Source organism: Holtiella tumoricola (assembly GCF_027857615.1).
Taxonomy (GTDB): Bacteria; Bacillota; Clostridia; order Lachnospirales; family Cellulosilyticaceae; genus Holtiella; species Holtiella tumoricola.
The window spans coordinates 72,511-87,093 of sequence record NZ_JAQIFT010000046.1; the positions used below are offsets into that span (position 1 = coordinate 72,511).

Annotated in this window: 12 protein-coding genes; 2 read left to right on the forward strand and 10 right to left on the reverse strand. The window is 34.4% G+C overall.

Features of this window, described 5'->3' with window-relative positions; all coding sequences use genetic code 11:
* Positions 1-7: 7 nt before the first annotated feature.
* The 5 genes from PBV87_RS12095 to tkt form a co-directional block, all read right to left on the reverse strand.
* Positions 8-910 (reverse strand): SH3 domain-containing protein, encoded by a 903-nt coding sequence (locus PBV87_RS12095; protein WP_271012468.1) that lies wholly within the window; start codon positions 908-910, stop codon positions 8-10.
* A 319-nt stretch (positions 911-1,229) separates the two neighbouring features.
* The gene (locus PBV87_RS12100; RefSeq protein ID WP_271012469.1) at positions 1,230-1,952 is read right to left on the reverse strand and encodes an amino acid ABC transporter ATP-binding protein; all 723 of its coding nucleotides are present in this window, start codon (positions 1,950-1,952) and stop codon (positions 1,230-1,232) included.
* 12 nt (positions 1,953-1,964) lie between these two features.
* Positions 1,965-2,669, reverse strand: coding sequence for an amino acid ABC transporter permease (locus tag PBV87_RS12105; RefSeq protein WP_271012470.1), 705 nt, complete (start codon positions 2,667-2,669; stop codon positions 1,965-1,967).
* 266 nt (positions 2,670-2,935) lie between these two features.
* The gene (locus PBV87_RS12110) at positions 2,936-3,700 is read right to left on the reverse strand and encodes a basic amino acid ABC transporter substrate-binding protein (protein ID WP_271012471.1); all 765 of its coding nucleotides are present in this window, start codon (positions 3,698-3,700) and stop codon (positions 2,936-2,938) included.
* A 1,282-nt stretch (positions 3,701-4,982) separates the two neighbouring features.
* Positions 4,983-6,962, reverse strand: a complete 1,980-nt coding sequence (gene tkt / locus PBV87_RS12115) for a transketolase (RefSeq protein ID WP_053983290.1) — start codon at positions 6,960-6,962, stop codon at positions 4,983-4,985.
* Between the two features lie 205 nt (positions 6,963-7,167).
* Between tkt and PBV87_RS12120 the strand changes: the two genes are divergently transcribed.
* Positions 7,168-8,256 (forward strand): AP2/ERF family transcription factor, encoded by a 1,089-nt coding sequence (locus PBV87_RS12120; RefSeq protein WP_271012472.1) that lies wholly within the window; start codon positions 7,168-7,170, stop codon positions 8,254-8,256.
* 181 nt (positions 8,257-8,437) lie between these two features.
* On the opposite strand, the gene PBV87_RS12125 is transcribed toward PBV87_RS12120, so the two are convergent.
* Together PBV87_RS12125 and PBV87_RS12130 are read right to left on the reverse strand one after the other, a co-directional pair.
* Positions 8,438-9,481: an ATP-grasp domain-containing protein gene (locus tag PBV87_RS12125; RefSeq protein ID WP_271012473.1), complete on the reverse strand. Its 1,044-nt coding sequence runs from the start codon at positions 9,479-9,481 to the stop codon at positions 8,438-8,440.
* Between the two features lie 13 nt (positions 9,482-9,494).
* A complete protein-coding gene (locus PBV87_RS12130; protein WP_053983287.1) occupies positions 9,495-10,133 on the reverse strand; it encodes a hypothetical protein in 639 nt (212 codons plus the stop codon).
* 292 nt (positions 10,134-10,425) lie between these two features.
* Here PBV87_RS12130 and PBV87_RS12135 point away from each other — a divergent pair, with 292 nt between their 5' ends.
* A complete protein-coding gene (locus PBV87_RS12135; RefSeq protein WP_271012474.1) occupies positions 10,426-11,244 on the forward strand; it encodes a rhomboid family intramembrane serine protease in 819 nt (272 codons plus the stop codon).
* Between the two features lie 25 nt (positions 11,245-11,269).
* On the opposite strand, the gene PBV87_RS12140 is transcribed toward PBV87_RS12135, so the two are convergent.
* The 3 genes from PBV87_RS12140 to PBV87_RS12150 form a co-directional block, all read right to left on the reverse strand.
* Positions 11,270-12,076, reverse strand: coding sequence for a hypothetical protein (locus PBV87_RS12140; protein ID WP_271012475.1), 807 nt, complete (start codon positions 12,074-12,076; stop codon positions 11,270-11,272).
* A 14-nt stretch (positions 12,077-12,090) separates the two neighbouring features.
* Positions 12,091-13,254: a S41 family peptidase gene (locus PBV87_RS12145; RefSeq protein WP_053983284.1), complete on the reverse strand. Its 1,164-nt coding sequence runs from the start codon at positions 13,252-13,254 to the stop codon at positions 12,091-12,093.
* A 61-nt stretch (positions 13,255-13,315) separates the two neighbouring features.
* Positions 13,316-14,521, reverse strand: a complete 1,206-nt coding sequence (locus PBV87_RS12150) for a S41 family peptidase (protein ID WP_271012476.1) — start codon at positions 14,519-14,521, stop codon at positions 13,316-13,318.
* Positions 14,522-14,583 lie beyond the last annotated feature (62 nt).

Here is a 14,583-nt window from a genome sequence, read left to right on the forward strand (position 1 = left end):
TATAGGGCTACTTTTTGTAGTTAGCTGCAAGTTGAATAGCTGCTTGATGCTGAGGATCCACTACTGCCGCTATGTTTCCTTCTTTATGTCTTTTACTCCCTACAAAGTGAAGATCTAGCACCCCACTCATACCATTTCCAGAAACGCCATTTAAAGAATCTCCTGCATGAGGCATACCTGCTAAAGAAGCTGCTAACATACGTCCATTAATATGTACGATAACAGGTCTTCTCTCCCACGAGAATCCCCCCCATATACTTTTTAGCATCTGCGTATCTGCCGTTGTTAACGTTTCAACATCTGCATGATTAGTCCCAAAAGTACGTTTTACTTTAAAAGTTTTCCCTGTATATACATCTTCAATCGTTACAATAGCACCTCTTGGTACTACATCTTTAGCAACACTCCAATTTAATACCTCAACCTTTTGAGCTTGGAACTCTTTTTGAGGTACTAGCTTTAGATCAGGATCTTCTAATTGTGTTTTATAGATATATCCTTCTGTACCATCTTCTAGCACTACGTTATACCAATTGGAGTTTTGATAAAGAACACTTACTATCTCACCTTGTCCTAATGTTTTAATTAATTTTCCATCTGAAGATGCCATTTCCCTTACTTTGACACCCTCCATGGTTGTTTGAGTAATGACCTTACGTATTGTTAAATAATCTTTATTTACATAAACAGATTTACCTTCTACATCTATAAGGTAAATATCGTTATCCTCTTGTAAGTCTAATACTTTATGCTGTGTCCCCTTAGCAAGCTCTATAATGTATCGTTCCTCACTATTATATCCTACTGCACCTGTAGATTGAATAGCCCCTATTATACTTCCAAAAGTAGGTACACTCATCATACTTAATACTGCTGTGCATAATATAAATTTTTTAGTTGTCTTCCTCATAAGTAACTCCTTAACCATTTTATTATGTACTTATTACATTTATTACATATTTATTAAGTGATTTCATTTTACCTAATTTTATTATTTTTGACAACCTTATATAATAACTTTAAACATTAGAATATATTTGTTTGCTTATATATGTTCTTTATTCTTCACTAAGCTTTCAATCTATAAATATTAAAATAGGCTATGTACCTTCCCCAAGATACATAGCCTTTACCCATATTATTTCTCTTTTATTTAATCTATAAAATTAAGATTAGCTTAAGCCTATTTAAAGAATAATCCTACTTATATAAACTACTTATAGTGCCTTCTATAAAACCTTACTTAGGAATATTTGTGTACGTTCTTCTCTTGGATTATCGAATACTTCTTTTGGTTTTCCTTCTTCAAGTATCTTCCCTTCATCCATAAATACAAGTCGTGTCCCTACTTCTTTTGCAAATCCCATTTCATGGGTTACAATCATCATCGTCATACCTTCTTTTGCAAGATCTTTAATAACTTCTAAAACCTCCTTAACCATTTCTGGGTCAAGAGCAGAAGTTGGTTCGTCAAAAAGCATGACCTCTGGATTCATAGCAAGTGCACGTGCTATTGCAATCCTTTGCTTTTGTCCACCTGAAAGTTTATTTGGATATTCATCCGCTTTCTCTCTTAAGCCCACCTTATCTAAAAGTGTATAGGCTACCTTCTTTGCTTCTTCCGGATTCATCTTCTTAACTTGAATAGGTGCTAGGGTAATATTTTCCAAAACGGTCATATGTGGGAAAAGATTAAAGTGTTGAAATACCATTCCTACCTTTTGACGAATTTGATTGATCTCTACATTCTTATCCGTAATATCTACACCATCTACTAAGATTTGTCCTGAAGTAGCCTCTTCCATACGATTGATGCAACGTAAGTAGGTAGATTTACCAGAACCAGATGGTCCAATAACAACGACTACTTCACCTTTAGCTATATAATCATCTATACCTTTTAGGACCTGTAGTTTCCCAAAGCTTTTATGTAATCCTTTTACTTCTATCATCTCTTCACCTCCTTAGAAACGTCCTTTGTTAATATTTCTTTCTACCATACGCATAATCCATGTAAAAGTACTTGTTAAAAGTAAATAGGTTGCTGTAGCAATTAAGATTGGCCATAGGAAGTTTCCTGAGTCTGTCATCATAATATTTGCTGCACGCATAATATCACGTCCACCAATCATACCAATAACCGCTGTTTCCTTAATTAATATAATAAACTCACTTACAAGAGCTGGCAACATATGTCTAAATGCCTGTGGAATAATAATCATCTTCATAGTCTGTGTATAGGAAAGTCCAAGGGAACGTCCTGCTTCCATTTGTCCTTTATCAATACCTTGAATACCTGCACGAATAAGCTCTGCCATATAAGCACCACTGTTAATACCAAAGGCTATACCACCTACTACTGCTCTTGGCATATTAGATTTTGCTAATATAACTAACCATATAAAACTTACTTGAGCAATGGCTGGTGTTCCACGAATAAAATCTACATAAATTTTAGTTATCTTTTTTAAAATTGCTCCTACCCACTTATAGCGATTAGGAAACTCAGAAACTTGAATCATTGCTACTATAATCCCTATAATTAAACCTATAATAGTTGCAACCAATGTTAAAAGTAATGTTTCTTGGATTCCATTAAGAAGCGTTATATAATATTTTTTTTCTATAAAAGTTTCAAAGAAAGCTACTGTTGTATCCCAGCTAAACATAAAACCCCTCCCTTAGTTTAATATTTATTCACTTAATCTACTATTTATTATATATAACTTAATATATATTTTCTAGTAATTTTTATACTTTTATTCAATTTTATTTGTACTATTCATTATCCCTATACCGTTATTATGTCAGCAAATTAGGGTAATTCCTTTATAACACTTTTTCAAAAATACGAAATAAAATATTTATATTTAATCTTTATTTTACATAATTACTTAAATAAGTTAAAAAAGAAAGAGGTGGTATCCACCTCTTTTTATTCAGTTACACCAAAGTATTCTGCATAAAGTGCATCATATGTTCCATTTTCTTGAATTTCATTTAATACTTCATTAATTGTATTAAGAAGTTCTGCATTTCCTTTTTTAACAGCAATAGCATATACTTCTTCAATAAATGGTGCTTCTACAAGTTTTACACCTTTATAGTTTGCTACAATCTTTTTAGCTGGTTCTTCATCTAATACAACGGCATCAATCTTACCAATTGAAAGATCTGCAACTGCCATAGCACCTTTATCAAATTGAACCACATCGATTGTTGCACCTGCATCTGATTCATAACCGCTTACAAAAAGGTCTCCTGTTGTCCCAAGTTGTACACCTACTTTTTTGCCTTCAAGATCTTCTGCTTGTGTGATTGAATCATTATCTTCAGCTACAATAATAACTTGTTTAGATTCAAAGTATGGTACTGAAAAATCTACTTGTTTTGCACGATCTTCGGTTGCTGTCATACCTGCTGCAATAAAGTCAATTTTTCCACTTGATGCTGCGCCTAGAAGTTGACCAAATTCCATATCTTCTATTTTAAGTTCTTTGCCTAACTTTTCTGCAACCAGCTTACTAATCTCTACGTCAAATCCTACAATTTCATCTCCCTGGATATCTTCAAATGGAGGAAATGTTGGATTAGTTCCCATTACGATAACATTACTATCTTGTTTACCACATCCTACAAATGTTCCTAAGCTTAATACACCTGCTAAAATAACTGCACTTATTTTCATAAATTTTTTCATGATTAAATCCCCCTATAGATTATATATTTTTATGTAAGTAATTTTTCAACTTGTTAACTTATGAATAATTATAAGTATATTTGCATTAATAGTCAATACATTTTTTTATACTTTCATCTATATTATTTTTAATTGTAGCACCCCTAACCCCTATACCCCTTGATATTACTTGATTTATTCCTATTTATTATCTTAAATAAATTTATTTATAATTTTATTAACAGTTTTGGAAACAATTTCCGAAGCAAACATATGTTTTGTGAGTGTTCTTTCTGTGGATAGTGTGTATAACTCTGTTAATAACTTGAAATAATTAGGTTTGTACCATTATTTTCTTGTTAATAACTTATTCACGATATGTATAAAACTTGTTTTTTCTATATTGCAACTACAATTATGTTTATGCATAGTGAACTCTTCCTATAGATAATTATGCAAAAACTACTGTACTAGTCTTCATGGATATATAACAAATAAATATCTGGTTAGTGTGAGGGCATGTAGGCAAGCTTATTGTATTCCAACTTCTAGTCCTCGCCTTTTAAGACAGGCTAAGTTCATTCCATCAAACTAACGGTCAAAACTCAGAAAAGAAGTTCACTTTTCTTCAAACATTTCCCTAAAACCAGTTTGATTCCATTCACTAAGCCTCTCTAAAAAGTCTGCGGAGAAAGTTTGCATACAATAACTCACCTTACAGCCCATCACATCATAGCCGTTCCGGTAGAGAGATAGTAAAAGACATTGGGACATGCAAGGTTTTGCCTTCCAAAGAAGAGACGTTTGCTCTTCTTTCCTCTCCACGGCATGTCATTGAAAGTGAAAACTTAACTTTTTAAGTAGAAAAGGGCGGTGATGCGTGGGTGACCTCCATGGAGCTTTTTTCGAGAATGGACTTAGAATATAAGCTACATGCAGTTTAGTAATCTCTCCGCTGGCGCAGTCCACAAAGTGAGGGGGGTATATTTAGTAGACTTGATTAAGTGACAGGATAGGTGTGTTCTCCGGAACCTGCCTACGTAGCTTTCAGATAAGAAATGTTCGAAATGAAAAAATAATGGTTTTAGGTGTGCTGTCTGAACGAAGTGAGTTCACACCGTTATTATTTTTGAATGAGTTACATTTCTCTGAAAGCGAAGTGAAGCAGGTGAAGGAGAATCCAGCTATCCAGCTCACCTAAGTAGACTAAATATAAGCATATCCTCACTCCATAAAATATTTATTTCATTAAAAAAGAGAGATTGTACATCATCTATGTACAATCTCTCTTTTTTAAAAAAATTTATTTTAAAACTTCTTTTGCTACTTTTACTACGTTTTCTACTGTGAAACCGTGTTTTTTGAAGATAAGATCTGCTGGTGCTGATTCACCGAATGTATCCATAGAGATGACTGCGCCTTCAAATCCTGTGTATTTGTGCCATCCGAATGAGCTTGCTGCTTCTACTGCGACACGTTTTGTTTTATCTTTTGGTAAGATTTCGTTTTGGTAAGCTGTATCTTGCATTTCAAAAAGGTCTGATGATGGCATACTTACTACTGCTGCCTTAATACCTTCTTTTGCTAATTCTTTTGCTGCTGTTTCAATAAGGTTAACTTCTGAACCTGTTGCGATAAGGATGATATCAGCATCTTTAGAAGCTACATCTCCAATTACGTAAGCACCTTTTTTAAGGTCACAACCAGTACCTGCAAGGTATGGTAAGTTTTGACGTGTTAAAACAAGTGATACTGGATGTTCTTTACTATTTAATGCATATTCCCAAGCTGCAACTGTTTCTTTTCCATCTGCTGGACGAATAGTTACCATGTTTGGCATACTACGAAGCATAGCAAGTTGTTCGATTGGTTGATGCGTTGGACCATCTTCACCTACACCAATACTATCATGTGTAAGAACATATGATACTGGTAATTTCATAAGTGCTGCTAAACGCATTGAGTTTTTCATGTAATCACTGAATACGAAGAATGTTGAACAGAATACTTTAAGTCCTCCATGTACTGCCATACCGTTTGCAATCGCTGCCATAGCATGTTCACGGATACCAAAGTGAAGGTTTCTACCTGCGTAATCTCCTTGGTAGAAGTCGCCTTTACCTTCCATATATGTTTTTGTAGATGGTGCAAGGTCTGCAGAACCGCCTACAAAGTTTTCTACTCTGTTTGCAATTTGGTTAATGATTTCGTATGAAGTTTGGCGTGTTGCAAGTGATTTTGAAGTATCTGCATAGTTTGCGTAAAGGTCTTCAAGATTTACTGTTTCACTACCATTCCATACTGCCCATTCTTTTGCAAGCTCTGGATAAGCTTCTGCATAAGCTGCAAATAATGTATTCCATGCTGCTTCTTTAGCTGCATTTTCTTCATTAAGTGCTTTGATATGTGCTTTTACTTCATCTTCTACGAAGAATTCTTGATCGTGGTGTTCTAAGAATTTTCTAGTTTCAGCAATGTTATCGTAACCTAAAGGCTCACCATGTGCACTTGCTTTACCTTGTTTAGCTGGACAACCGTATCCAATTTTTGTTTTCACTTCAATGAAGTTTGGTTTGCCAGATACTTTTGCAGCTTCAATTGCTTTTGCAATAGCATCTGCATCATTACCATCTTCTACTAAGAATGTAGCAAAACCTTGTGCTTCAAAGCGTGCTCTAACATCTTCTTTGAAAGCAATTTGAGTATCACCTTCTATAGTAATGTTATTTGAATCATAAAGTACGATTAATTTATCAAGACCTAATGTACCTGCAAGTGATGCTGCTTCGTAGCTAATACCTTCCATAAGGCATCCATCACCTACTAATGCATAAGTATAGTGGTCAACGATATCATAACCTTCTTTATTGAAGTGTGCTGCTAAGTGGCGTTCTGCCATTGCCATACCTACTGCTGATGCAATACCTTGTCCAAGAGGGCCTGTTGTAAGTTCTACACCTACTGTGTGACCGAATTCTGGATGTCCTGGTGTAAGACTTCCTTCTTGTCTAAAGTTTTGAAGATCTTCTATTGTAAGACCATATTCAAATACATGAAGTAAAGAATAAAGTAAAGCTGAACCATGACCTGCTGATAAAACAAAGCGATCTCTGTTAGCCCAATTTGGATTGTGTGGGTTGTGTTTTAAGTATTTGCTCCATAATGTATAAGCCATTGGCGCTGACCCAAGTGGTAAACCTGGATGTCCTGAGTTAGCTTTTTGAATTGCTTCTGCTGACAGGATACGAATAGTGTTGATCGTCTTTTGGTCTAGTAAATTCATTTAAAATTTCCTCCTTAAAATACATACAGCTTTTCTACCTATTGTTCATTATAATATGCTTTGTTCGTATTGTATACACGTTTTACCGATATTCTAGCTATATCTACAAATTCATACTCTTCATTTTCTTCTTTAGAATTCCGATATAATTATGGAAGTTATTTCATGTAAATAATTTAAATCGATTAGGCAAGGAAGTTTTGTTATGGCATATATTTATCCTACTCAGAACAGTAAGTTCCGAGTTTATTATTTGTATAAAACAAAAAAAATATATATTGGTCTTTATAATAATTCTGAATCTGCATCACTGGCTTATGATTTTGTTCAGCAAATCTTTGAAGGTGACTTAACAGTGGCTGCTTATACAGTAGATATACCTATTTCTTTTGATAAATTTATCTCCTGCATTAACTTTAGAGATTCAAATTTTTATTTCAAAACACCCATCTATGTATATAAGGATTGCTTTAAGTATTATTTAAAACCTGATTTAGTTTTAACTTTTGATCTTAAGGACCTTCTATTTTTCTCTAATACACGTATTCATAAACGTCGTGATTACCTTTATACCTATATGGGTGATCATCAAGAGAACATCTTACGGCGTTTTGGTTTTACCAAATCTATGATTTACTTAAAAGATTATCGTTTTAAGAATGGTGATCGTTATGATTTTAGACGAGAGAATATAGAAGTTATTAATCATTATTATGGTGTAAAGAAAGAAAAACGTTATAATCAAACCACTTATGTTGCACGTATCGCTCTACAAAATACCTCACTTACTATTGGCCACTATGAAACTGAGATACAAGCGGCTATTGCTTATAATAAAGCTGCAGATCTTGTTAATTATCGCCTAGAGGATAGTCCTTATCCCCTTAATTCATTTCCTTTTTTAACACGTCAGGAGTATCAAGATCTCTACGATGAATTGGTTATCTCTAAGCGGCTTACTCATCGTTCCACTCAAAACCGTGTTTGTTCCAGTAAGAAATGGCGCGGCGTATCAAAAGATCAAAGTAGCTATCGTGCAATCATTGGTTATAATAAAAAACGTATTTATCTTGGTAACTATCCTACTGAGAAAAGAGCAGCACAAGCTTATAACTATGCTTCTCTCTACTTATATGGCCCGAATGGGTATACCAATGAAATTGATCCTTTAGTCTATTCTAATGATGCCTTAGCTATTGCTAAAAAGTTAGAAAAAGCTGGTGTATTGAAGCAGTTTTCTTCTATAGTGGAAGATTCTCCTGAGTATGTATCTACTAAAATTATAGAATTATAAATCTGAAAAGAGGAATAGTATACTTTTCTTTATCATGATCTACTAATAAGTAATTAATAAGTACATATTACTCTATCCCTATACTAAAAAAGGGCTGCCTTGTGGCAATGTCTTCACTTAATGACATTGCCACAAGGCAGCCCTTTTTCTTATAATCACTATCTAGAAAACATCACTTTCTCTATGCTTCTGTAATGTTTTCTTTGATATAGATATTCACAGGTAACTTATTATAACGATCAAATGTATAACGATGGTATGGGAAATCTGGTCTGTGTGAAACATCACTTTCTTTAATGACTGTTGTCACACTAGGTTTTACAAGCTCTCCATCTTTTACTGGTAGCCCTTCAACTAAGTTTAAGAACTGCTCATAAATAGAAAAGTCTGTATAGTGGTTAGTTGCAATATCTCCCACTGTAATACCTGGATTTACATTCATGAGTTCTATTTGTCTATTCTTTTTCATTCCAAATTTTAGAGTGAAAAGACCTTCTGTACCCACTTCTTTTAAGAGTTTCTTCGCTAACTTAGTAATCTTACCTTGCATCGTCTTAGTAATAGAAGCTGGCATATAAATATATTTCACCGCTTCATCATTTAAAATTTCTTCTTGAATTGGATACGTATAAACTTTATCTCCTGCTTTTAGTACAGAAATACTTAAAATACGATCATACTCATGAATCTCTTCAATAAGCCATTCTGTTGCAGAATCATCTAGTTCATAAATAAATTCTTCTAAATCATCTTTTGTATAGATATCCATAACTTCATAGCGATCTGGATAAAGCTGATAAAGTCTAAATGGCATCTCTACATCTGCAATTTGTTTAAAGAATGTAAGCTTATTGCTTTGGTGATAGTAGTTGGGTACTGGCACTTCTGTAAGATCACATGCAATAAGTTGTTGTACACGGTTGGCTACAAAATCAATGCCTTCACCTTTAGGATAGGTTATGCAAGTCTTTAAAATATCTTTGCTAAGTACGGGTATTGTTGATGTACAAAAAATGATGGCATCCGATTTAAGCGCTAATCGTTTAATATTTGCAGTTGTAATAGGTGCCGTAATATGTGTATTACATACCTCACTGGCGATATTTCCCACTTCTGGCTCTAATAAAACGGTCTGAATGCCTCTTTTTTGGGCTTCTACTGCAATCATAGCTGCTAAAAGGTTACCGCCTACTAAGCCTAATGTTTCAATTGGGTCATTCTTCATATGTCTTCCTCCTTTAAATGAGATAGTCAATAATTTCTACAGCCTTATTAATATTCTTTGGAACTGAGATAAGAGAAATAACAAGTGGCTCTGCTGTTATGCCTCCTTCAAGATGCTCTAGTTTATCAACCTTTATTCCATATACATGTTCTTTTCCATCTTCTAAACTTGTAGCTGTTAATAAGCTATCTTTATATTGCTCAAGAAGTGGTGCCATTTCTGGTACTTCATCTAATGCTAAGAAAGGATCAAATCCTTCAATCTCCATATATTTAGAGTAACGGTCTTCTGACATAGCAAAGATATCTACTTCTCTTACTTGTATTTTCAACATCATAAGTTGGTCATTAAGAACCATTTGTGAATCCATTTGAGACCAGTCCGCTGGTAAGTAATATAAATCTGTATTAAAGTTTTCTTTAAAGAACTGCTCTTCTTCTTCCATTTTTGCTGAATCAATAACCATTTTAGAAGTAACAACAACATGAGCATCAAAATTATCTTTTGGTTTGAGCATAGTTGTAACAATTTGGCTGACTAAAAAAATACCAATTATGGTTCCTAAAATAGCATACCTATAATACTCCCAAATATACCCTACTTTTTGCTTGGTGTTCATCTCTTTAAACTTTTCTCTGTTGCTCTTTCTCATCTAGTTTCTCCTTCTTAATGAATTAGCCTCTTTTACTTCATTTTTTCCTATGCTATACTTGAAGCAAGTTTATTTATCTAGTGACCCCTATCTGTACTTTAGTATTTTCTATAAGATGCAATAGACAGTTGTAGTATCTCTAGATAAGGATTTCTAAAATGTAGATAGTATAAAAAATAAAATGCTATCACTCTTAGAAATCTGTTTATATTACTATCATATTTTAATACTATAATTATACCATATGTACACAGTATGTATTTCAATTATTTTTAAGGAGGCTTCTTTGATTATGCCATGGTTATATAAACTTGAAAAAAAGTTTGGCAAATTTGCAATTCCTAATTTGATGATGTATATCCTCATGGGACAGGCAATTGTCTTTTTACTTACGAACTTAACAGGTAGTTATTGGATTCAAAGTTTATTAGTATTTAATAGAGGTGCCATTTTATCCGGTCAAATCTGGAGAATCTTTACCTTTATCTTTATTCCAACCTCTACTTCACCTCTTATGTTCTTATTGCTTGTATTTATCTACTATTCTATCTCACAACAATTAGAACACATTATGGGTACATTTGCTTTTAACTTCTTCTACTTCTCAAGTGTTATTGCTTGTATCCTTGTAGGCTTTATCTTTGGTGGAAGACCTGATGTGTATTACATTAATCTTTCATTTTTCTTAGCTTACGCAACCCTTATGCCTGAAGCAACATTCTACTTATATTTTGTGATTCCATTTAAAGCAAAATATTTACTAGTCTTCTACTTCATTTTAATTGGTGTAGACTTACTAGGTGGTGGACTTATTAACTTTGCATTAATTGCTGCTTCTTTACTTGGATATTTTATCTTCTTCGGTATGCCTGTACTCAAACGTAAGAAAGTACAGCAAAAAGGCTATGCTGGTCAAAAGCAATTTAAAGCCGCAAAACGAGAAATGGATTATGAAAAGCGTGCACCAATTAAAGTGGCTTTCCACAAATGTCATACATGTGGCAAAACAGAATTAGACGATCCTGATATGGAATTTAGATATTGCTCTACTTGTAACGGCGATTATGAGTACTGTATGGATCACTTAAGAAATCATGAACACGTTAAATAAAGATAGGCTACCCTTATGTGGTAGCCTATTTTTTGTTCATATAGATTTCAACAATAAAAATCAATTCATGAAGAACTGGCATAATCAATATCAGACCACCTGCTTGTATATGCCCTAAATGCATGGCATGTGCTAAAAGAAAAATCAATGCGCCAAATCCAAGAATAAGTGTACCTGTTAGCATAGATTGTTCTTTGGGTGACCTTACTCTTGCTTCATCCCCATAAGCAAGTACGGCATACAGTGGCATAGGAATGCCCTGTGGTGTTGAGATCACCATAAAAGGTATCATCCACATATGTTGTAACACTTGATGATAAGTAAGCCTATGTTCTTCATAAAAAGGTGCTGGTTTTGCATGCTTATAGCCACATATAAGTACAAGCAATCCTTCAATAATATGTAATACCCCCACTAGGTAAATCAACATTTCATAATCTAACGTAAAAAGTGGATGGTTAAAGAGCTTACTCAATCCTTCTATCATAAAAGCTACAGGGATTACATACGAGAAGCAGCCCCATTTCGGATGAATAAGCATAAGTAAGATGGCAATTGGAATAAGTACTAAAATATTCAAACTCACATAAAAGTTAATCCCTAGATACGCTAAAATACCGCTTGTAGTGATTCCTAATAGAATACCTAGTATCATATCAGGTAAAGCTCTTGCAATCATCTCAGGTAATTTTTGTGGACCTTGTACTTGTTCTATTTGTCTTTTGTACACCATTACACTGTATATCGCCATTAAAAAAAATATGGGGTCACGTATAATGAGCCCCATACTTTCTACTATATACAGTATCAAATACTGTACAAAAGTTTTCATAGATGCCCCCTAACTTATTTCATTTGCTCTTTTAATACCTCTACAGCTTTTTGAAGCTGTGCATCTTCATCGTATTCTAAAGCAGGTTTTATCATAAGTTCAGGTGCTAAGCTTACATCATAATCAGGTTCAATTCCCTCTCCTTGAATACATACACCACTTGGTGTGAAGTATTGGGAAGTCGTTACTTTTAACGCTGATCCATCTGTAAGTGGCATAATCGTTTGAACAATACCTTTACCGTAAGTTCTCTTACCTACTAATACGGCACGATTATGGTCTTTTAGTGCACCAGATAATACTTCTGAAGCACTTGCACTCTTTTCGTTTACAAGGACAACTACTGGTAAGTCGATATACTCACCATCTGCACGCATAACGTCCTCTTCACCTTGTTTGTTTTTAGTTGAAACAATAATCCCTTCTGGAATCAGTTCGTCAGCCATCTTTACTGTAATGTCTAAGAGCCCACCTGAGTTGTTTCTAAGGTCAATGATTAAGCCTTTTGCATTTGCTTTTTCACTTGCGTCTAAAGCTTCTTTGAATTGTTTATAAGTCAGTTCTTCGAACTCACGCACTTTGATATAGCTAATGTCCTCTTGTAACATTTTATGTTCAACTGAAGGATAAATGACATTTTCTCGCTTCATTTCTAATTCTAATGTTTCATTGGTAGAAGGTCTAAAAACTGTTACTTTAACCTTTGTACCTGGTTTACCTTTAATAATCTTAGGTGCTGTACTAAAGTCGTCGCCTGTAAGCTTTTGCCCTTCTGCACCAATAATCTTATCATTAATAAGCATACCAGCTTTTTCGGCTGGAGAACTCGGGAATACATCTGTCACCAAAATACTATTATCATTTTGGTCTACCATCATTTGAACCCCAATTCCTGCATACACCCCGCTTGATTTTTCCATTACTTCTTCAAATTCTTCTTGAGTATAATAGGTTGTATAAGGGTCACCCACTGCTGATACAAGTCCCTTATAAATGCCCTCTTCCATGGCTGTTTGATCTAACTCGCCTACATAATACTCATCTAATGCTCTTTGAATAACTTCTAACTTCTTATCAATATAATCATATTTATCAGCAAATAATGTTGCGCTAAATAAAATGACTGTTGATAATACAAAGCCTATCGTTGCGCCTTTTAGGAAACCTTTTTGTTTCACTTTGTATCACATCCCTCAATTATATTATTCATAGCTTACGTCAATTTTCTATTTCTTATCCTTATTTTAACACTTCTATTGCCTTTTGTAAGATAACATCATTCTCTAACTTAAGCGTACCTGTTGTTACAAGTTCTAAGCTATTCTCTGTGATTGTTTTTTGAACCACAGATGGTGCTACACCATTATCTTTGATCTGATTTCCCTTTGCATCTAAGACAAGACCCGTTGTAATACTTAAACCTGATCCATCCTCTAATGGTACACGTACTTGAGTTGTTCCATTACCTGCTGTCTCCTCACCAACTAATACCCCTCTATCAAGAGTTTGTATAGCTGCTGGAAAGGCTTCAAGAACACCCTCTGTATAAGTTCCTGTTAATACTGCAAGAGGTAAATCATATTTACCATTTTGGGTTTTATAGGGTGTGACTGTACCATCTTTATGTTTTACAGAGAATACAACTTGCTCGTCTAAAAATAAATCACATAACTTTTGAACCTCTCCTAGATTGTCACTATAAACACTACGTAAATCTAAAATTAAAGAAGTTGCACCCTTATTAATAAGTTCATCAATTTGCACGCTTATTTGCTCTGTACTTCCATCAACTAAACCATCTAAATCCACATAACCTACACCATTATCTAGTAACTTACTCTCTATTAAGTTAATCTTTACAACATCTGCGACAAGACTCACTTCTCTCGTTTCCGTTTCATCATTATTCTTGATGGTATAAACTACAGGATCTGTACCATTATAAATTAACTTTTCATAAATCTTAGTTTCATTTGAACCCAATGCCTTAATACCATCTACCGCAAAGATTTTATCACCGACTATAATACCAGCTTGCTCAGCAGGAGAATTAGGAATAACTTCCGTTACGATAAGGTACTGATTCGTAATCCCCCAAGTAAAGCGGATTCCCGTACCCAAATAGTTACCCGCGGCTTCCGTTTGCTCCTTATTAAAAGCTTCTTCTGATAGATAAGAAGTGTATGTATCACCCACACCATATACATACCCCCTGTAGATTCCCTCTAACATATCCTCATCTAAGCCCTCACCAATATACTTAGCCTGTACGACCTGCTTCAACGCATTAGCCTTCGCCTTATTATAAAAGCTTCCGCTTAAAATACTACTACTTCCACTCTCTCCAGCAGCACTGTTTAAATGTCCAATACCATACAAGGTACCAACACCCGCAACTCCAACTAAAACACCTGCTACTATACCAACCACAAATCTTCTCTTCACTACGCTGCCTCCTTTAGGGACGGTTCATTCATTTTATCTATCTATGATTGAACCTTATTATT

Coding starts and splice junctions, on each gene's coding strand:
- PBV87_RS12095 (WP_271012468.1), bottom strand. CDS start 910: ATGAGGAAGACAACTAAAAAATTTATATTATGCACAGCAGTATTAAGT.
- PBV87_RS12100 (WP_271012469.1), bottom strand. CDS start 1,952: ATGATAGAAGTAAAAGGATTACATAAAAGCTTTGGGAAACTACAGGTC.
- PBV87_RS12105 (WP_271012470.1), bottom strand. CDS start 2,669: ATGTTTAGCTGGGATACAACAGTAGCTTTCTTTGAAACTTTTATAGAA.
- PBV87_RS12110 (WP_271012471.1), bottom strand. CDS start 3,700: ATGAAAAAATTTATGAAAATAAGTGCAGTTATTTTAGCAGGTGTATTA.
- tkt (WP_053983290.1), bottom strand. CDS start 6,962: ATGAATTTACTAGACCAAAAGACGATCAACACTATTCGTATCCTGTCA.
- PBV87_RS12120 (WP_271012472.1), top strand. CDS start 7,168: ATGGCATATATTTATCCTACTCAGAACAGTAAGTTCCGAGTTTATTAT.
- PBV87_RS12125 (WP_271012473.1), bottom strand. CDS start 9,481: ATGAAGAATGACCCAATTGAAACATTAGGCTTAGTAGGCGGTAACCTT.
- PBV87_RS12130 (WP_053983287.1), bottom strand. CDS start 10,133: ATGAGAAAGAGCAACAGAGAAAAGTTTAAAGAGATGAACACCAAGCAA.
- PBV87_RS12135 (WP_271012474.1), top strand. CDS start 10,426: ATGCCATGGTTATATAAACTTGAAAAAAAGTTTGGCAAATTTGCAATT.
- PBV87_RS12140 (WP_271012475.1), bottom strand. CDS start 12,076: ATGAAAACTTTTGTACAGTATTTGATACTGTATATAGTAGAAAGTATG.